Raw genomic sequence first — 19,014 nt, forward strand, 5'->3', positions numbered from 1 at the left:
GAGGCCTTGGCAGACTGGCCTGGTGTCCCCCACCGTGCTGCTCGCCGAAGACGACCGTGCCATCCGCAACGCCCTGGAACGCGCCCTGACCCTGGAGGGTTACCGGGTGACCGCGGTCGCCGACGGCGTCGAGGCCCTGGCGCACGCCCACAAGAACCCGCCGGACGTGCTCGTCCTCGACGTGATGATGCCCGGCATCGACGGCCTCCAGGTCTGCCGGGTGCTGCGTGCCGAGGGCGACCGCACACCCATCCTGATGCTGACCGCGCTGGTCGAGACCGCCGACCGGATCGCCGGCCTGGACGCGGGCGCCGACGACTACGTCGTGAAGCCGTTCGACGTCGAGGAGGTCTTCGCCCGGCTGCGCGCGCTGCTGCGCCGCACCAGCCCCGACGCCGCCCAGGAGGCCGCCGTGCCGGTACCCGAGGTACCGAAGCCGGATACGGAGCGGCACGTGGAGGCGGCCGGGCTGCGGATGGACCCGCAGGCGCGACGGGCATGGCGGGGCGGCCGGGAACTGGAACTGACCCGGACCGAGTTCGAGCTGCTGGAACTGCTGGCGCGCAACGCCGGGATCGTCCTGGACCACTCCACGATCTACGACCGTATCTGGGGCTACGACTTCGGCCCCGGCTCCAAGAACCTCGCCGTCTACGTCGGCTATCTGCGCCGCAAGCTCGACCAGCCGGGTGCCCCGCAGCTGATCCACACCGTGCGCGGAGTGGGTTACGTGCTGCGGGAGGACTGAGTGACGAAGGCGAAGGCGAAGGCGAAGACGAGGACGAGGACGTGGGCGGGCCGGCTGCGTCGGCTGCTGTCCCGGCCGCGACCGAAGCTGGTGTCGCTGCGCACCACCTTCGCGGTTTCCTTCGCCGCCGTGACGGCCGCGGTCACCGTACTCGTCGGCGTCCTGTCGTACTCGGCGGCCGCCCGTCTGGTCCGGGTCGACCAGGAGTCGGTGTTCGACGAGGTCGTGCAGGACCTGCGGGACGAGGTGCGCGACCACAGGATGGCGCCGGAGGACTTCTCCTCGTCCGCGCCGGGCCATGACATCGTGCGGCCCGCCCGCACGGACGTCCAGGTGCTGGGCGCGGACGGCTCGGTCGTGGACAGCGGCAGCCCCGGTCTGCCCGTCGTCTCCGCCGATCAGGTGATCGCGGCGGCCGCGGCGGCCGGACGGATCACCGAGCACAAGGACGTCGACGTCGGCAGCGACGTCTACCGCGTCGCGACCGTCTCGCTGGGCGGCGGCCGGGGCGCCGTGCAGGTGGCGCAGGAGTTCAGCGACACCGAGGACCTGCTGCGGGCGCTCCAGCAGCGCACGCTGATCCTGATGATCGCGGTGGTGACGGCGGCGGGCTTGTTCGGCTGGTGGCTGGCCCGGCGCATCACCCACCGCCTGGTGATCCTGACCACCGCCGCCGAGGACGTCGCCCGCACCCGTCGGCTCGGCGTACAGGTGCCGGTCACCGGTCACGACGAGGTCGGACGGCTGGGCCGCGCCTTCGACCGGATGCTCGGCCGGCTCGCCCAGTCGGAGGAGGACCAGCGGCGGCTCGTCCAGGACGCGGGCCACGAACTGCGTACGCCGCTGACGTCACTGCGGACGAACATCTCGCTGCTGCGCCGCATCGACGAGCTGCCCCCGGACACCCGCGACGAACTCGTGGCGGACCTGACCCAGGAGGCCCGGGAGCTGACCGACCTGGTCAACGAACTCGTCGACCTCGCGGCCGGCCAGTCCGACGCTGAGCCGCCGCGCAGGCTGGACCTCGCCGACCTCGCGGAGGAGGTCGCCGGACTCGCCCGCCGCCGCACCGGCCGGCCGGTCCTGATCCGGACGAGCGGTGACACCACCCTCTACGGCCGGCCGGCCATGCTGCAGCGGGCCGTCTCCAACCTCGTCGAGAACGCCACCAAGTTCGACCGCGGGGGCGAGGCGCCCGTCGAGATCGCCGTCACCGGCCCGGCCCGGCCCGGGGTCGTCCGCATCGAGGTGCTCGACCGCGGGCCCGGCATCGCCGAGGCCGATCTGACCCGCGTCTTCGACCGCTTCTACCGCGCCGCCGACGCCCGCTCGCTGCCGGGCTCGGGGCTGGGCCTGTCGATCGTGCGGGAGGTGGCCCTGGCCCACGGCGGCGCGCCGTTCGCCCACCGGCGGGCGGGAGGCGGCTCGGTGATCGGGTTCACCGTGGGCGGGGGTGTGTGACGGGGCGGAGCCGGCCCCGGGGCGGAACATACCGATGGGCCGGGCGTCGCCGTGGCGAGTCCCGGGCCCACCGGCCGGAAGCGGTTACGGCTCGAGATTCTGCTTGCGCTTCACCGGGTCAGTGGAAGGCGAGCCCTTGAGGGGGAAGTTCTGCTTGTATGTTTCCTCGCTCTCGCAGGTCACGGTCGCCTTCGCTGTGACCGTGGCGTTCTTGGCAATCTTCTTGAACGTGACCGAATACGAATTACTGTTTCCGGCAAGCGAATTATCCGTCTTCGATTCAGCGCCCGCCTTGATCGTCACGGAGTCGGGGGAAGATCCGTCGTTGCAGTCTTCGACAGTTCCGCTGACCGTGACCGGCCCGATGGTGACGGCATGTGCCTGGCCTGCGACCGCGACCGACGCCGCCACCCCTGATACGGGCAGCAGCGCTGCGACAGTGAGAATTGCGAGACGATTACGCATGAGCCTCTCCCAGCTGATTTACGGCGTGGCTGGTGATTCTCTGCCAAGGTCTCGCTTTTGCCGTGTGCGGGTCAAGGGGCACCCTTACCCAGGGCCGACGGGGTAGAACTACCCACATCGCGGGCTCATTCCGGGTCCATGAGCCCGTTTTCCACAGCGATCCGGGTCAGATCGGGGCGGCGTCGCGAACCTGTTTTCTCGCCGATCCGGTCGAGGTGCGAATGGACCGTGTGTTTGCTGATGCCCAATGCCGCGGCGATTTCGTGGTCCGTCGAACCGTTCGCGAGCAGCCGCAGGATTTCCTGTTCCCGGTCCGTGAATCGGGGAGAATTGCCCACCAGATGGATCGCGGGTGCGGAGACATAGCTGCGGCCCGAGCCCACCGCCCGGATCGCCGTCAGCATCTCGTGTGCCTCCGCCTGCCGACTCAGATAGCCGCTCGCGCCCGCCCGGAGCGCCTGGACCGCGTCCAGATGCGGTGAGGACGACAGGACGAGGACGGCGTGCCCCCTCCTGCGCAGCTTCGTCACGGTCGCCGCGAGTCGAGGGGCGGGCTGCTGGAGGTCCATCAGGACGACCTGCGCGCCGCGCAGGGTGCGGTCCGCGCTCTCGATCGACGGCGCGGCCATGACCAGCTGGAGGTCGGGAGCGGCGCCGATCAGGTTCGAGATGCCGTGCCGGAAGACCGGGCAGTCCCCGATGACCGCGATCCGCACACGTTCGGCGCAGCCGCTCACCGGCACCTCCGCTGCTCGATGGACGGGGCACGACGCACACGCCCCGTCCCAGAGTCGGCGGGGCGGGCGCCTCCGGCGCGGTGGACTGGACCCTTCGGGCGAACGCCGCGCCACGACCGTCCCGCTCAGGCGGGCCGGGGCGGGCCGGGGTGAGGTGAGGCAGGTCATACGGGGCGGATTGAGTTCCCGACCGGGGTGAATTCCGTACCCCCGTACGACGGGCGGTGTCCGGATGCAAGGATGAGGCGCCATGACTGCTGGGCGGTGTACCCGCACGCTACGGGCCGCGCTGTTCGCGGCTGTCTGCGTGCTGCTCGCCGCCCTGGGTCACGTGACGATGTCCGGGGCCGAGGTGCCCGTCTGGGCGCTGGTCGCGGGTGTCGCCGTCACCGGCGCCGCCGGCTGGTGCCTGGCGGGCCGGGAGCGCGGGCTGCCGCTGATCGTGACGGTCGTGGTCGCCGCCCAGACGGCCCTGCACTCGGCGTTCTCGCTGGCCGGGTCGGAGCCCGGCGGCGCGGCGTCCGTGGGCATGGACGCCCTGGGGACCGGCTCGATGCGTATGGACTCCATGGACATGAGCATGGGCATCGGCATGGGCCACGTGAGCCATATCGGCCCCATGGACCACATGCAGCACATCGGCCACATGGGTCATATGAGTCACATGGGGGAGGGCGCCGGAGTAGGGGGCTCCTCCTCGTTCGGCATGCTCGCCGCCCACCTGCTCGCCGCGCTGCTGTGCGGGCTGTGGCTGGCGCACGGCGAGAAGGCCGCGTTCCGGATCCTGCGGGCGGTGGCCGGACGGCTGGCCGCACCGCTGCGGCTGCTGCTCGCCCTGCCCGTCCCCCCGGACCGCCCGCGTGTCCGGTTCCGCCGGCGTGACTCGGCGCGAGCGCCCCGCCTGCTCCTCCTCACCCACGCGATCACCACTAGGGGTCCGCCCCTGGGGCCCGCTGCCGCCTGACGACGTCCGTCCCGCGTCCGACGTCCGACCTTTGGCCTCTGGCCTCTGACCTCTGATTACGAGCGTCTGACAGCCAACGCGCGACGCCCGACGCCAGATGTCCGAAGTCCGGCATCTGATGCCGAGCGTCCGACGCCTGACGCCTGACGCCTGACGCCTGAAGCCTGAAGCCCGACGTTGGACGCCGATGTCCGGCGCCTGACGTCCGGCGCCTGACGTCCGGCGCCTGACGTCCGACGTCCGCCCGAAGGCCGGCAGCAGGCGACCCGGGGCTGCCCCTGTGCGCCCCGGGCCACGGCCGTACGCCCGCGCGGTCAGCCGGGCGTGGGCCGTCTCTCCCTCATGCCCTCGTGGATGATCCGAGAAGGACACCAGGTGATCACGTCTGCCCTGAAGGTGCCTCAGACACCCCGAACCTCCCAGGCACCCCGAACGCCCCAGCCCTCCCACCCGACACAGAACGCACTCGACGAGTCCATCACCGCATGGGCGCTGGCCGCCCGGGCCGGTGACGCGGACGCGGTCGAGCGCTTCGTACGCGCCCTGCACCGGGACGTCCTGCGCTACGTCTCCCATCTGTGCGCCGACCCCCAGGCGGTCGACGACCTCGCCCAGGACACCTTCCTGCGCGCCCTCGGCAGCCTGCACCGGTTCGAGGGCCGCTCCTCGGCCCGTTCCTGGCTGCTGTCCATCGCCCGCCGTGCGGTGATCGACAGCTACCGCTGCGCCGCCACCCGGCCCCGGCTGTCCGACGTGCCGGACTGGCAGCGCGCCGCCGAGCGCTCCCAGCCGCGCGACCTGCCGGGCTTCGACGACGGCGTCGTCCTGCTGGATCTGCTGGCCGCGCTTCCGGCCGAGCGGCGGGAGGCGTTCGTCCTCACACAACTGGCCGGTCTGCCTTACGCGGAGGCGGCGGAAGCGAGCAACTGCCCTGTGGGCACCGTGCGTTCACGCGTGGCGCGGGCCCGGGCGACCTTGGTGGACCTGCTGGAGGAGAACCCGCCGCACACCCCCGCCCCTCTGGTGGCCTGACGCCCACAGCCTCCGCGCCCCGTACGACCCCTAAGACTCCTACAACCGCTATAGACCGTACGACCCGTAAGGCCAAGGCGCGGGCGGGTCACCGCGCTCCGCCGGGGGGCGGTGGCCCGCGCCGCCATGAGCCAATGTTGTGCACTTTATTGACGGCGGTTACTTGAGGGCCTAACTTCGCGGTGTCCTTCCCCCCGGTCAAGGGAGACCGCGATGTCCCCGTCCCCCATCGCATCACCGTCACCGCCCCCGTCCCCCTCCGCGACCGCCGGACGCACCCGGCAGTTGCGTATGGTCGCCGCCTCCGGACTCCTCGGCACCGCCGTGGAGTTCTACGACTTCCTCGTCTACGGAACCGTCGCCGCCCTCGTCTTCGGCGAGCTGTTCTTCCCCGGTGCCGACCCCGCCGTCGGCACCATCGCCGCGTTCGGCACCTTCGCCGCCGGCTATGTGGCCCGTCCGCTCGGTGGCGTGCTCTTCGGGCACTTCGGCGACCGGCTCGGCCGCAAGTCGATGCTGCTGGTCACCATGGGCCTGATGGGCGGCGCGAGTTTCCTCGTCGGACTGCTGCCCACGTACGACACGATCGGCGTGTGGGCGCCGGTGCTGCTGATCACCCTGCGGGTCGTGCAGGGCCTCGCCATCGGCGGTGAGTGGGGCGGCGCCACGCTCATGGTCGTCGAGCACGCGGGCGAGCGGCGGCGCGGACTGTGGTCCAGCTTCACGCAGATGGGAGCCCCGCTCGGCTCCCTGCTCTCCACCGCCGTCGTCGCACTCGTCGTCACGCTCCCCAAGGACGAGTTCGCGGCCTGGGGCTGGCGGGTGCCGTTCCTGCTGAGCGTGGTGCTGCTCGGCGTCGGGCTCTTCGTCCGCCTCAAGGTCGTCGAGAGTCCGCTGTTCGCCGAGGTGAAGCAGGACCGCGCCGAGTCGCGGCTGCCCATCCTCGACGTGCTGCGGCGGCCACGCCCGGTCCTGCTGGCCTGCTGCGTCGGCATCGGAGCCTTCACCGCGCAGTCCCTGCTCACCAGCTATCTGATCGCGTACGCCACCGGCATCGGCTACGCCCGGCAGCAGGTGCTCACCGCGCTCACGGTGTCCGCCGCCGTCGCCCTCGTCGTGCTGCCCTGCGCCTCCGCGCTCTCCGACCGGGTCGGCCGCCGTCCTGTCGTCCTCGCCGGAGCGCTCGCCTCGGCGGCGCTGGCCTTTCCCGTGCTCGCGCTGGTCGACTCCGGGTCGCCCGGACTGCTGATCCTCGCCGTCGTCCTCGGCCACGGCATCGCCCAGTCCACGATGTACGGGCCGCTGGGCGCCCTGCTCACCGAGATGTTCGGCACCCGGGTCCGCTACACCGGCGCCTCCCTCGGCTACCAGGGCGCCACCCTCATCGGCGCCGGCTTCTCCCCGATGATCGCCGGCAGCCTGGTGGCGGGAAGCGGCGACAGCACACCGGTGTCCCTGCTGCTCTGCGGCGGCGCCGCCGTCACCGCCGTGACCGTCCTCCTCGTCCGCGAGACCAGCCGGACCTCCCTCGCCGGCACCGCGGACCCCGCCGAAGGCTCCGACGCCCCCCACACGCAGGAGATCTCCGCATGACGCCCGCCACCCTCACCCCCGCCTCCCCCCGCGCCCGTACCCGCTCCCGTACGTGTACGCGCACCGCGTGGGCGGCCGCCGTGCTGCTCGCCGGCACCGCGCTCCCGGCCTCGACGGCGGTGGCGGCGGCGGACCCTGGCCATGTCGAGGGCCAACTCCCCTCCGGCGCCACGTACATGATGGACATGCCCGCCGACTGGAACGGCACCGTCCTGCTGTTCAGCCACGGCTACACACCCGGCCCCGCCAATCCCGCGCAGGACGCCCCGGGCGCCGCCACGAAGACCCTCCTCCTCGCGCAGGGCTACGCGCTCGTCGGCTCCTCGTACGCCACGACCGGCTGGGCCGTGACGGACGCGGTCCCCGACCAGCTCGCCGCCCTCGCCGTGTTCACCGGCCGCTACGGCGCGGCCGGCCGGACCATCGCCTGGGGACAGTCGTACGGCGGGCTCGTCACCACGGCCATCGCCGAACGCCACCCGGACCGCATCGACGGCTCCGTCGCCCTGTGCGGCCTGGTCCAGGGCGGTGTCGCCAACTGGAACAACACCCTCGATCCCGCCTTCGCCGTCAAGACCCTCCTCACGTCCGGCTCCGGCGTCCCGCTGGTGGGCTTCGCGGACCAGGCGGCCGCCACCGACGCGGCGAACACCCTGACGGCCGCGGTCGACTCGGCGCAGTCGACGGCGGCCGGCCGGGCCCGGATCGCACTGGCCGCCGCCCTGCACAACATCCCGGTCTGGAACCAGCCGACGCAGCCCCGGCCCGCCGCGACCGACTGGGACGCGCAGCAGGCCAACCAGTACGACGCCGTCAAGGGGCTGCTGAAGGTCGCCGCCTTCGACTGGCGGCAGGAGGCCGAGGTCCGGGCCGGCGGCAACATGTCCTGGAACACCGGCGTCGACTACGCGAAGCTGCTGGGCCGGTCCTCCGTCCGCAAGGAGGTCACCGAGCTGTACCGGAAGGCCGGACTGTCCCTGGCGGCGGACCTGGCCACCCTGAACCACGCCCCGCGCATCGCCGCCGACCCGGCCGCGGTGGCCTGGATGAGCGGCACCAGCTCCTTCACCGGTGAGCTCACCAAGCCGCAGCTCTCCGTCCACACCGTCGGTGACGCGCTCGTCCCGGTCCAGACCGAGAGTGCCCTGCGCCGGGCCGTGACCGCCGCCGGTTCCTCCGCCCTGCTGCGCCAGGCGTACGTCGACAACGCCGGCCACTGCACCTTCAGCCCCGCCGAACAGCTCGCCGCCCTGCACGCCCTGGAGAACCGCCTCACCACCGGCCACTGGCGGGGCAGCGACCCCACGGCTCTCAACTTCCTTGCCACGGAAGCCGATCCGACGACACCGGCCCGCTACGTCTCGTACCGTCCCACCGCCTACCTGCGCCCCTACGACCTGGCCCACCCGGGCGACCGCCGATAGACAGCCCCCACGACCGCCCGCCGCACCCGTCGGCGGGCGGTCGTACCCTTTCCCCCGTGGAGGACGACGACATCCCGGACACCATGCGGCACGACGTGCCGGACCCCTCGGACGACGGTGCCCCTCAACTGCGCCCGCAGTCCCTCATGCTCGCCTTCTTCGGCAACCACGTCCTGGAGGAGGGCGACCTGTGCGTCTACTCGGGCAGCATCATCGACGTGCTCGGCCGGGTCGGCGTCGGTGAACAGGCCGTACGGTCCACGCTGACCCGCATGGTCAGCCGGGGCCTGCTGCGACGCCAGCGGGAGGGCCGCAAGATGTATTTCGGCCTGACCGAGCAGGCCACGCGCGTCCTGCGGGACGGCCGCACCCGCATCTGGCGCGAGGGCGCGGTCAACGACGAGTGGGACGGCGACTGGACGCTGCTCGCCTTCTCCCTGCCCGAGTCCCGCCAGCGTGAGCGCCACGACCTGCGCTCGCGGCTCGCCTGGTCCGGTTTCGGCGCGCTGTACAGCGGGCTGTGGATCGCGCCGGGCAGGGTCGACGTGGCCTCCGTCGTCGCCGAACTCGGTCTGACCGCCCACGTGAAGATCTTCCACGCCTCGGCCGACGAGGCCACCGACATCGGCCTCATGGTCCGCGACACCTGGGACCTGGAGAGCGTCGCCGCCCGCTATGTCTCCTTCGACAAGCGCTGGACCGCCCACCTGGACGCGGACGCGGGCGAGGACCCGATCGGCACCCGCCTGCGCCTCGTCAGCGAATGGCTCTGGACGATCCGCACGGATCCCCGGCTCCCGGCCCGCCACCTCCCCCCGGACTGGCCGGCCGGACCCGCCCAGGAGACCTTCCGCCGCGTGGCCGACCGGACCGAAGCCCCGGCCCACCACGCGGCCCACAGCCTCCTGGAGACAACTCCCCTACGCTGACCGGCCGGTCCCGTCGGTCAGCCGTTCTTGCGGGCTACTCCGCCGTAGATGCCGATCGGTGGGGCGTCTCGCTGCGAGGGCTCCTCCGGGCGCCAGTCCGGGACCGGCACCAGGCCCGGGTCGAGGAGGGCGAAGTCGCCGAAGAGGTCCAGGACGCGGGCGTGGGGGCGCAGGTTCAGCGAGGCGCTGGCCTTCTTGTAGACGGAGGCCGCGTCCTCGCGCCGGTCCTCGTGGACGTCGCCCGTGGCGTGCGACAGGACCAGGTAGGAACCGGTGGGCAGCGCGTCCCGGAGTGTCGCGACGACCGCGTCCGGGTCGTCCGCGTCGGCGAGGAAGTGCACGACGGCCACCAGCAGCAGCGCCACGGGCTCGTCGAAGTCGATGATCTTGCGGACGTCGGGGTGGTCGAGGACGGCGCGGGGGTCCCGCAGGTCGGCCAGGACGACCGAGGTGTGCGCTTCGGTGCCCGGGTCGGCGTCGGCCATCAGGGCCATCGAGTGGGTGCTGACGATCGGGTCGTTGTCGACGTACGCGACCCGGGTCTCCGGGGCTATGGAGTGCGCGATCTGGTGCACGTTGGGCTCGGTGGGCAGGCCCGTACCGATGTCGAGGATCTGCCGGACACCGCCCTCCGCGACGACGTGCCGGACGGCGCGGTGCATGAAGTGCCGGTTGGCGCGGACCCCCTCCCGCACCTCGGGCGCCACCTTGATGAACTGCTCGGCGGCATCCCGGTCGACCTCGTAGTTGTCCTTCCCGCCGAGGAAGTAGTCGTACATCCGGGCGGGGTGCGGCTTGCTGGTGTCGATCTTCAAGAAGGGGCTGCCGGTGCCGCCGCTACCGGCGTCGCCGCTGCCGCTGAGGGGAGAGGTCATGCTGCCTGGCTCCGTCCTGGACTCGCGTCCACCACCGGATGGACCGCCGTGAGTGACTGTCGGATCATCATTCACCATGCGGGGTCGCTCGATGACCAGCCCCGTCCTCGTGGCGGTCGACACGCTCCGAGAACCTGAACGACCGGACCCGCAACGGGAGTTCCCGCCGATCCGACCACGCCGGAAAGGATGCGGTGAAGGGAAGCCGGGAAGCGAAAAGGGCGAGGTCCGAAGACCCCGCCCGCTGTCACCGAAACCTCAGCTCACGGCCACACCAGGCAGTACGGCTGATGCCCGGCCTCGTGCAGCCGGTGTGAGAAGTCCTGCCACTCGTGCAGCGATTGGCGGAAGCGGGGCGCTGACCTGGGGAATATCTGCGAAGAACGAGCTGACCTGCGGAACCATGTCTCCGTAGTTCTCACCGGTCAACGCTGATTTCCAGGCTCATGTGCCCTGGATGTGCCCTCGCGCTGTCGCTAAGCCTCTGCGACCACCGGCGTGCCGGTCAGTTCGACCCCCGCTCGCCGGAGGTCGTCGCGGGCCTGCTCGATCGTGTCGTGGTTCACGCCGGCGGTCAGGTCCAGCAGGACTCGGGTGGTGAATCCCGCTGCGGTGGCGTCCAGGGCGGTGGCTTTCACGCAGTGGTCGGTGGCGATTCCGACGACGTCCACGGCGGTGACGCCCTGCTCCCGCAGCCACGCGGTCATCCCCGTCCCGTCTTCGGCGGCGCCTTCGAAACCGCTGTAGGCGGCCTCGTAGGCGCCCTTGTAGAAGACGGCATCGACGGCATCGGCATGTACGGCGGGGAGGAAGTCCGGGTGGAAGTCCGAGCCTTGGGTGCCGGCCACGCAGTGCACGGGCCAGGAGGTCTTGAAGTCGGGGGTGTCGGAGAAATGGTCCCCGGGGTCGATGTGGTGGTCGCGGGTTGCCACGACGTGCTGGTACCCGGCCTCCGCTGCGCGCTCGACCAGGTCACGCACCTTCACGGCGATCTCGGCGCCACCTGCCACGGCGACACTGCCGCCCTCGCAGAAGTCGTTCTGCACGTCCACCACGATCAGTGCTCGTCCCATGTTCCTGTCCTTCGGTTCGGCGTTCACGTCGTTCACGGATCTACTGCTCGCCTTCGGCTTCCGGCCGCGGTGTCTCGTAGACGTAGGCGAGGGCGGTGTCCAGGAGGTGGCGCAGCTGGGCCGGTGTGGGGGCGACGGCGGTGGCGATGAGGGCCTGGGGGTCGGCGAGAGGGGTCAGTACGGCGTGTCCCTCTGCCGGGTCGTCGCCGATGACGTGCGGTTCCTGGGGCGTGTCCAGCGTCGGGTCGATCAGGAGGAGTTGCCCGGTCGCCCGGTGGGGTCCGAGGACGGCGGGGCCGTCCCACGCCGGTGCCGGGTAGCCGTAGGCGGTGTGCTGGTCGAGGAGCGGTCGTCCGCCGCGGCGTACGGTCAGGCGGGTGGTGAGGTGGCCCGGCGCCTCGCCCGAGCGGCCCAGGAGCTGTTCCTCCCGCAGGAGCAGGCGGGAGGTGGGGGCGAGGTCGACGGCGAACGTCTGGTGCAGGGTGCTGCCCCGGGTACTGATCAGGGGCTCGGGCAGCCAGTGCAGGGACGCGTCGTCGTCCACCCTGATCCGTACGTCGTACGTCGCCGGTGCGGTGGTGGGGCCGCGCAGGGCGATGGTGGCGGCTGCGCCGGTCACCTCCAGCCGGGCGCGTGTCTCGGCGGTGATGTCGAGGGCGAGCCGGTCTCCGCCGAGCGGCGCGCTCATCGCGCCGAGTACGCAGACACGCGCCTGCTCTTCGCGGGCCCGGAGCCGGCGCAGGTGGAAGGGACCGTCGCTGTGGAGGAGGGGGACCGTCGTGGCGCGGCCGTTGTGGGCGGCCCGGATGCGGGCGGTGGCGGTGACTCCGGACGGGTGTGCAGGGGAGGGTTCGGCGGAGCGCCGGCCGTGCGCTCCGCCGTCGGCGCGGAGGGGTGCGCCGGCCGGCGAACCGATCACGGTCGGCGTCTGCACGGTGGTGATGTTCACCGGGTGGATCCGTCGGCGTGCCAGGCGGCGAGGCAGCCGGTGACCCAGTCGGCGACCGGCTGGACGCCGTCGGTGCTGGTGAGGCTGGTGAAGGCGTACGGCAGGTCCTTACGCTGCCTGCGGGTGTCTGCCCTCATGGTGTCCAGGTCGACGCCGACGTAGGGGGCCAGGTCGGTCTTGTTGACCACGAGGAGGTCGGCGGTGGTGATGCCGGGGCCGCCCTTACGGGGGATGTCGTCGCCGCTGGCCACGTCGATGACGAAGACCTGGGTGTCGACGAGTCCCCGGGAGAAGGTCGCGGTGAGGTTGTCTCCGCCGGACTCGATGAGGATCAGGTCGAGCGGGTGCAGGGTCTGCTCGAGTTCTTCGACGGCTTCGAGGTTGGCGGAGATGTCGTCGCGGATGGCGGTGTGCGGGCAGGCTCCGGTCTCCACTGCGGTGATCCGCTCGGGCGGCAGGACGGCCTCGCGGCGCAGGAAGGCGGCGTCCTCCTGGGTGTAGATGTCGTTGGTGACCACGGCGATGGACAGCCGGTCGCGCAGGGTGCGGCACAGTGCGGCCACGGTCGCGGTCTTGCCCGAGCCGACGGGTCCGCCGAAGCCGATGCGCAGGGCGCGGCGGCTGCCGTCGGCGCGCAGTGGTTCGGCGCTGTGGGTGTGGCGGTGCGGCATGGTCACGGGGTGGTCGAGATGCACGGGATGCTCCAGGCAACGGTCGGTCTGGTCAGGAGGCGAAGAGCCGGACGGTCCAGGCGGCGTGCTGCTCACTGGTGATGTCCAGCAGGGGAGCGGAGGCGGCGGGAAGGGCGGTGAGCCCCTCGGTCATCGCCCGCCCCGCCGCGTCGGTCGCGGTGTCGGCGACGGTGTCGAGTTCGTCGGCGAGTCGCGCCAGTACGCCGGTGGCGTCGAAGGGGTCAAGGCTCAGCAGGCGTACCGCGGCGGTCGCCGGACCGCCCACGCTCTCGTAGGCGGCGGCCTGTGCGGCGTCGAGTGGAGTGAGTCCGGCGGCGCGTGCGGTGACGCCGAGCACGACCGGCTGGTGGGCGCCCTGGGGTCGGTGGCGGGCGAGGTGGTCGAGGTCGGTGCTGGGCCAGGTGGCCCGGGCCGCGCGCATCAGTTGCCGGCCCAGGCGGCGTGAGATGTGGCGCAGTGCCGGTACGGGGGTGCGGGTGTCGGCGGCCTCGTCCAGAGCGAGGGCGTCGTAGCCGTCGGCGGTGGCTGCGGCGAGGCCGGCCGCGACCAGTCCTGCGGTGTGCAGCCGCCCCCGGCAGAACGCCTCCAGGCTCGCGGTGTCATGGACCCGGCCGGAGGCGACGGCGGCCTCCATCCCGCCGGAGTGGGCGTGCCCGCCGGCGGGGAAGCGGCCGTCGGCCAGGAAGAGCAGGGCAGTGCGGCTCATGGGGCGGCGGGACCGCCTTTCGCGAGGAGGTGCCGGAGTCGGTCGGGGGGCGTGACCGGCCCCGGCCGTGGTGGTCAGAATCAGAAGCTGGGGTGGTCAGAAGAGGAAGTACCGCTGTGCCAGGGGCAGCTCGGTGGCGTAGTTCCGTCCGACTTCCTGCCCGTCGACCGTGGTGCGGACGTCGGAGGTGGTGGCGCCTCCGATGGTGACGTCGAAGGTGTCGGGGTCGATGTCGATCTTCGGGACGCCGTTGTTGTGGACCATGTCGGCCTTAGTGACTTCCCGGGTGGAGCGGATCGCGCGCAGGGGCTTGAGCAGCCCGATCTCGGCGAGTTCACCATCCAAGGCGGCCTCGGCCACGAAGTTGAAGGAGTTCGCCGCCGGGGCGCGGCCCTCAAAACCCCAGACGGGGCGCGGAAGGTAGGGCTGCGGGGTGGGGATGGAGGCGTTGGCGTCGCCGATCTGGGCGTAGGAGATCTGGCCGCCCTTGATGACCACGTGCGGCTTGACGCCGAAGAACTTCGGCTCCCACAGCACCAGGTCGGCGAGTTTGCCGGTCTCGACGGAGCCGACCTCGTGGTCGATGCCGTGGGTGATGGCCGGGTTGATCGTGTACTTGGCGACGTAGCGGCGGGCACGGAAGTTGTCCGCGTGCGCGTCGTCCTCGCGCAGGTGGCCGTAACGGGACTTCATGACGTGTGCCGTCTGCCAGGTCCGCATGATCATCTCGCCGATGCGGCCCATGGCCTGGGCGTCGGAGGACATCATCGAGATGGCGCCCATGTCGTGCAGCAGGTCCTCGGCGGCCATGGTGGAGGGCCGGATCCGGGAGTCGGCGAACGCCATGTCCGCCTCGACCTCCGGATTGAGGTGATGGCACACGATCATCATGTCGACGTGCTCCTTGACGGTGTTGACCGTGAAGGGCCGGGTCGGGTTCGTCGACGCGGGCAGCACGTTGGGCTTGCCGGCGAGGCTGATCATGTCGGGGGCGTGGCCACCGCCGGCGCCCTCGATGTGGAAGATGTGCAGGCTGCGGTACTTGGCCTTCTTGGACTTACGGTCCTTCTTGGTCGCGGCGAAGGTGCTCTGCACGAAACCGGCCTCGTTCAGCGAGTCGGCGTGCAGCGCGACCTGGACACCGGTCTCCTCGCACACCGTCAGCGCGGCGTCGATCACCGCCGGGGTGGCACCCCAGTCCTCGTGGATCTTCAAGCCGAGCGCGCCGGCCGCGACCTGGTCGTGCAGAGCCTTCTTCGAGACGGTGCTGCCCTTGGCGAGCAGGCCGATGTTCACCGGGAAGGCGTCCAGCGCCTCGAAGGTCCGCTGGATGTGCCACTTGCCCGGCGTCACGGTGGTGGCCGTGCTGCCCTCGGCCGGGCCGGTTCCGCCACCGATCAGTGTCGTCACGCCCGACGCCACCGCCTCGTGGATCTGGTTCGGGCACAGGAAGTGCACGTGGGTGTCGACGCCACCCGCGGTCAGGATGCGCCCCTTGCCGGAGATCACCTCCGTCTCGGGACCCACGACGAAGTCCGAGGCCCGCGGGTCGTCGTTGGGACGCGGCGTCATGGTCTCCGGGTTGTACGCCTTGCCGATGGCCCGGATACGGCCGTCACGCAGCCCGACGTCGGCCTTGACGACGCCCCAGTGATCCAGGATCAGCGCACCGGTGATCACGGTGTCCACCGGCTCGCGGGGGTCGTCGCGAGGGATGTGTGACTGGCCCATCGACTCACGGATCACCTTGCCGCCGCCGAAGACCATCTCGTCGCCGCTGCGCCCCGGCCCACCGCACCAGTCCGCTTCGATGCGCAGGACGAGATTGGTGTCGGCCAGCCGGACCCGGTCGCCCGCGGTCGGCCCGTACAGGTCGGCGTACCGGGAACGCAGCAGCGGGTCCCAGGGCTTGTCCTTCTCAGTCCCGTCCGGCATCGAGGTGCTTCTCCTCTTCGCTCTTGTCGGCCTGGAGCCCGTGGACGATCCGCTCGCCGGCGATCGGCACGAGCATTACGGTGCGCTTGTCACCGGGCTCGAACCGTTCGGAAGTGCCGGACGGGATGTGCAGCCGCATGCCGTGGGCCGCCTCGCGACGGAACTTGAGTCCCTCGTTGGCCTCGGCGAAGTGGAAGTGGGATCCCACCTGGACCGGGCGGTCCTTGGGGTTGCGCACGACCAGCGGCACGGGCGTCGCGCCGTCGTTGAAGGCCACCCGGTGTTCGTCCTCGTCCGGCAGCAGTTCCGGCTTGCCGGGATGGACGTCCACCTTGGTGGACGCCTCGTCGAACGGCTTGCTGATGGTCACCAGCTTCGTGCCGTCCGGGAACGTCGCCTCGACCTGGACGTTGTCGACCATCTCCGGCACGCCGTCCATGACCTCGCTGCGCTTCAGCACATGGCGCCCGGACTCCATCACCGCGTCGACCGTCGCCCCGGCCCGCGCCTCCTCGAAGACATGCGCCGTCAACAGCGCCATGACTTCGGGATAGTTCAACAGCAGACCGCGTTCACGCCGCCGCTGGGCGACATCGGCCGCCACGTGGATCAGCAAGCGCTCCTGCTCATGCGGAGTCAGATGCATGCTGGTCCCCCTTTCCTGGTCATCGGGACCGATCATGAGACAGGCAGGAGTCAATAGGTGGCGAGAACGGTGTGATCGACCCTGATGGGATGAACCGGAATCACAGGATGCGTGCGGGGGCGTGGGCGGACCGTGTGGCGTGCCCGCGGCGCCTCCTGCGCGACCGCGGGGTGGCCGGGTACCTGACGGTGCAGTATCTGCGTCAGCGCACCGGCCAGGCAGCCACCGCGCTGTCGCCGATCGTCCTGTTCACCGGCATCGGCACCGGCATCCTCTACCTGCAACTCATCGAGAACCGGGCTGTCGCCGCGTCCGGCTACCTGCGCACCAACGAGCAGCAGAACATCCAGACGCTCAACCTGGTCGTCATCGGCATGATCGCCCTGTTCGCGTGCATGTTGCGGCTTGCCGGCGCGACACCCCGACAGATGCTGCAGGCGATCCGCACCGAATCCGCGCTGGTGGCGGTCGGCAATGTCCTGGGCGCTGTGGCCGGCTCGGTCATCGTGGTCCCTTGCAGCGCGTCGCCCGCGCCGACCCCTGGCTGCCCGACATTCCGCTCCGGCTCCTGATCGCCCTCGTCGCAGTCGCGGCGACAGCGACCCTGGGTGCCGCACTGGGAACGGCGCGTCGGATGCTTCGTACCCCGGCTGTCAACGCAGTGGCACCCTGATCACATGTGAGCCGTATGGCAGCGATCTGGCCCAGTGGCCTGATCGCTGCCAAGTCGTTTTCCCTGAGGCGGCCAGGGCACGACCGGGGCCCTCACCCGAACCCATGTGCCCTCAGCCGGGAGGCGCTGCCCCGCAGCGCCACATGCCGTGGTCGGCTGCCGAGCGTTGAGAGTCAGGGGGCGGCCAGGGCGCTGAGCGCGGCGTCGAGTCGGGCAGTGGCTTCGTCGGCGACGGGCTTGAGGGTGTCCAGACCGGTGAGGGTGACCATGGTGCCCGGGTCGAGAGCCTGGACGAGCATCTGGTCACCGTCGCGGCGTACGACGACGTTGCAGGGAAGCAGTAGGCCGATGGAGCGGTCGGCCTCCAGCGCCCGGTGCGCGAGCGGCGGGTTGCAGGCGCCCAGGATCAGATAGTCCTCCATGTCGTGGCCGAGCTTGGCCTTCAGGGTGGCCGCCACGTCGATCTCCGTGAGGATGCCGAATCCCTGGTCGGCCAGGGCCTTGCGTACGGCAGTGACGGTGGTGTCGAAGTCGGTGGCGGCCAGGCGAACGGTGCGGTCGTAGGACACGGACACTCCCGGATGGTGCGGAACGATTGATTCCTCTATACCCCACCGGGTACCCGCAGGACGCCAGGCGACGCCTGAGCGGGATGGTTTCCATGCACGGAATACCCCCCCAGGTATAGCTGTTATGGTGAGCGTCAGATACCCCCCGGGGTAAACCGTCCGAGAGGAGTCGTGAGCCGTGTTCTTCGTCGACACCATGGAATTCGAGGGCCTGGGCAACCGCAGCTACCTGGCCGGCGGACCCAATGCCGCGGTGGCCGTCGACCCGCCGCGCGACATCGACCAGGTCATCGCCGCGGCGGCCCGCCGCGGGGTGCGTATCGCCTTCGTGGCCGAGACCCATGTGCACAACGACTACATCACCGGCGGCCTGGAGCTGGCCCGCGTCACCGGCGCCCAGTACCTGGTGCCGGCGGGAGCGCACGTGTCGTTCCCTCGTACTCCCGTTGCCGACGGCGACACGGTGACGGTGGATGAGGGGCTGGTGCTGCGGGCGATCGCCACTCCCGGGCACACCCCGCACCACACCTCCTACGCCCTGACCGAGGACGGGCGCGGTGTGGCGGCGTTCACCGGCGGGTCTCTGCTCATCGGCACCGTCGGCCGGCCGGACCTGGTCGAGCCACGGCTGACCGAGCAGCTGGCCCGAGCCCAGTACGCCTCCGCCCACCGGCTGGCCGACGAGCTGGACGACGAGGTTCAGGTGCTGCCCACCCACGGGTTCGGCAGTTTCTGCTCCTCCTCACAGGCCGAGGGGGACGCGACCACGATCGGCAAGGAGCGCGAGACCAACGACGCCATGACCCTGGACGTGGACACCTTCGTCGCCCAGATGCTCGCCGGGCTGGACGACGTGCCCGCTTACTACGCGCACATGGGCCCGGCCAACGCCGCGGGTCCCATGCCGGTCGACCTCACCCCGCCCGAGCGCGCGGACGGCGAGGAGATCGCATCCCGGCTGGCCGCGGGCGAGTGGGTGGTGGACCTGCGCAGCCGTATGGCCTTCGCCGATGGACATGTAGCCGGGTCGTTCAACTTCGAGGGCGAGGGCAAGCTCGCCACCTACCTGGCCTGGCTGATCCCCTGGGGCAAGCCGGTCACCCTGCTCGCCGACACTCCCGGGCAGATCGCCGATGCGCAGCGGGAGCTGGCGCGGGTGGGCATCGACCGCCCGGCCGCCGTCGCCACCGGCGATCCAGCCGGCTGGGTGCGTGAGGGCGAGCAGCTCGCTTCCTTCCCCCGCGCCCGCTTCGCCGATCTTGCCGAGGTTCGTGAGCGCGGCGATGACCTGGTCGTGCTGGACGTGCGCCGGGATTCGGAGCGCGTGGGCGGCTACATCGAGGGCTCGGTCCACATCCCGATCCACGAGCTGCACGGCCGTATCAGCGAGGTGCCGGAGGGGACGGTGTGGGTGCACTGCGCCGGCGGGATGCGCGCGGCGATCGCCGCCTCCCTGCTGGATGCCGTCGGCCGCGAAGTGGTCGCCGTCGACGACGGCTTCGACGCCGCGACGGATGCCGGGCTGTCCCTGGCCTCCGGCTGA

General features: G+C 71.1%; 19 protein-coding genes. 9 read left to right on the forward strand and 10 right to left on the reverse strand.

Going from position 1 to position 19,014, the window contains the following annotated elements; genetic code table 11:
• The first annotated feature begins 22 nt into the window (after window positions 1-22).
• Together AOQ37_RS00265 and AOQ37_RS00270 are read left to right on the forward strand one after the other, a co-directional pair.
• Window positions 23-748 carry a response regulator transcription factor gene (locus AOQ37_RS00265; protein ID WP_107085062.1) on the forward strand — a complete coding sequence of 242 codons (726 nt, stop codon included), beginning with the start codon at window positions 23-25 and terminating at the stop codon, window positions 746-748.
• The gene (locus AOQ37_RS00270) at window positions 749-2,209 is read left to right on the forward strand and encodes a sensor histidine kinase (protein WP_062639955.1); all 1,461 of its coding nucleotides are present in this window, start codon (window positions 749-751) and stop codon (window positions 2,207-2,209) included.
• Window positions 2,210-2,293: 84 nt separating this feature from the next.
• Here the strand turns inward: AOQ37_RS00270 and AOQ37_RS40250 are convergent, their stop codons facing one another.
• Window positions 2,294-2,674 carry a hypothetical protein gene (locus tag AOQ37_RS40250; RefSeq protein WP_143661581.1) on the reverse strand — a complete coding sequence of 127 codons (381 nt, stop codon included), beginning with the start codon at window positions 2,672-2,674 and terminating at the stop codon, window positions 2,294-2,296.
• 125 nt (window positions 2,675-2,799) lie between these two features.
• Window positions 2,800-3,411, reverse strand: a complete 612-nt coding sequence (locus tag AOQ37_RS00275) for a LuxR C-terminal-related transcriptional regulator (protein ID WP_062639957.1) — start codon at window positions 3,409-3,411, stop codon at window positions 2,800-2,802.
• A 250-nt stretch (window positions 3,412-3,661) separates the two neighbouring features.
• Between AOQ37_RS00275 and AOQ37_RS00280 the strand changes: the two genes are divergently transcribed.
• From AOQ37_RS00280 to AOQ37_RS00300, 5 genes are all read left to right on the forward strand, one after another.
• Complete coding sequence (locus AOQ37_RS00280) at window positions 3,662-4,375, forward strand: hypothetical protein (protein WP_062639959.1); 714 nt, start codon at window positions 3,662-3,664, stop codon at window positions 4,373-4,375.
• Between the two features lie 375 nt (window positions 4,376-4,750).
• On the forward strand, window positions 4,751-5,407 hold the full coding sequence (locus AOQ37_RS00285) for a sigma-70 family RNA polymerase sigma factor (RefSeq protein ID WP_062639961.1): 657 nt from the start codon (window positions 4,751-4,753) through the stop codon (window positions 5,405-5,407).
• A gap of 213 nt (window positions 5,408-5,620) precedes the next feature.
• Window positions 5,621-7,000, forward strand: coding sequence for an MFS transporter (locus AOQ37_RS00290; RefSeq protein WP_062639963.1), 1,380 nt, complete (start codon window positions 5,621-5,623; stop codon window positions 6,998-7,000).
• On the forward strand, window positions 6,997-8,424 hold the full coding sequence (locus tag AOQ37_RS00295; protein WP_062639965.1) for an alpha/beta hydrolase family protein: 1,428 nt from the start codon (window positions 6,997-6,999) through the stop codon (window positions 8,422-8,424). The genes AOQ37_RS00290 and AOQ37_RS00295 overlap by 4 nt, the downstream gene beginning before the upstream one ends.
• Window positions 8,425-8,480: 56 nt before the next feature.
• Window positions 8,481-9,353 (forward strand): PaaX family transcriptional regulator, encoded by an 873-nt coding sequence (locus AOQ37_RS00300; protein ID WP_374701466.1) that lies wholly within the window; start codon window positions 8,481-8,483, stop codon window positions 9,351-9,353.
• A 17-nt stretch (window positions 9,354-9,370) separates the two neighbouring features.
• On the opposite strand, the gene AOQ37_RS00305 is transcribed toward AOQ37_RS00300, so the two are convergent.
• From AOQ37_RS00305 to AOQ37_RS00335, 7 genes are all read right to left on the reverse strand, one after another.
• On the reverse strand, window positions 9,371-10,228 hold the full coding sequence (locus AOQ37_RS00305) for an SAM-dependent methyltransferase (RefSeq protein WP_199824899.1): 858 nt from the start codon (window positions 10,226-10,228) through the stop codon (window positions 9,371-9,373).
• A 476-nt stretch (window positions 10,229-10,704) separates the two neighbouring features.
• Window positions 10,705-11,301: an isochorismatase family protein gene (locus AOQ37_RS00310; protein WP_062641304.1), complete on the reverse strand. Its 597-nt coding sequence runs from the start codon at window positions 11,299-11,301 to the stop codon at window positions 10,705-10,707.
• 40 nt (window positions 11,302-11,341) lie between these two features.
• Window positions 11,342-12,217: an urease accessory protein UreD gene (locus tag AOQ37_RS00315; protein WP_078889985.1), complete on the reverse strand. Its 876-nt coding sequence runs from the start codon at window positions 12,215-12,217 to the stop codon at window positions 11,342-11,344.
• A 29-nt stretch (window positions 12,218-12,246) separates the two neighbouring features.
• Window positions 12,247-12,945, reverse strand: a complete 699-nt coding sequence (gene ureG / locus AOQ37_RS00320; protein ID WP_062639968.1) for an urease accessory protein UreG — start codon at window positions 12,943-12,945, stop codon at window positions 12,247-12,249.
• A gap of 28 nt (window positions 12,946-12,973) precedes the next feature.
• Window positions 12,974-13,648, reverse strand: a complete 675-nt coding sequence (locus AOQ37_RS00325; RefSeq protein ID WP_062639970.1) for an urease accessory protein UreF — start codon at window positions 13,646-13,648, stop codon at window positions 12,974-12,976.
• 96 nt (window positions 13,649-13,744) lie between these two features.
• Window positions 13,745-15,583: an urease subunit alpha gene (locus AOQ37_RS00330; protein WP_062639972.1), complete on the reverse strand. Its 1,839-nt coding sequence runs from the start codon at window positions 15,581-15,583 to the stop codon at window positions 13,745-13,747.
• Window positions 15,567-16,229, reverse strand: a complete 663-nt coding sequence (locus AOQ37_RS00335) for an urease subunit gamma (RefSeq protein WP_063781094.1) — start codon at window positions 16,227-16,229, stop codon at window positions 15,567-15,569. The genes AOQ37_RS00330 and AOQ37_RS00335 overlap by 17 nt, the downstream gene beginning before the upstream one ends.
• A 71-nt stretch (window positions 16,230-16,300) precedes the next feature.
• On the opposite strand from AOQ37_RS00335, the gene AOQ37_RS00340 reads away from it, so the two are divergent.
• The gene (locus tag AOQ37_RS00340) at window positions 16,301-16,801 is read left to right on the forward strand and encodes a hypothetical protein (protein ID WP_159401277.1); all 501 of its coding nucleotides are present in this window, start codon (window positions 16,301-16,303) and stop codon (window positions 16,799-16,801) included.
• 274 nt (window positions 16,802-17,075) lie between these two features.
• On the opposite strand, the gene AOQ37_RS00345 is transcribed toward AOQ37_RS00340, so the two are convergent.
• Complete coding sequence (locus tag AOQ37_RS00345; protein WP_062641308.1) at window positions 17,076-17,471, reverse strand: DUF302 domain-containing protein; 396 nt, start codon at window positions 17,469-17,471, stop codon at window positions 17,076-17,078.
• 178 nt (window positions 17,472-17,649) lie between these two features.
• Between AOQ37_RS00345 and AOQ37_RS00350 the strand changes: the two genes are divergently transcribed.
• The gene (locus AOQ37_RS00350) at window positions 17,650-19,014 is read left to right on the forward strand and encodes an MBL fold metallo-hydrolase (RefSeq protein WP_062639976.1); all 1,365 of its coding nucleotides are present in this window, start codon (window positions 17,650-17,652) and stop codon (window positions 19,012-19,014) included.

The sequence above is a fragment of the Streptomyces maremycinicus genome (assembly GCF_001184025.1).
In the GTDB taxonomy this organism is placed as follows: domain Bacteria; phylum Actinomycetota; class Actinomycetes; order Streptomycetales; family Streptomycetaceae; genus Streptomyces; species Streptomyces maremycinicus.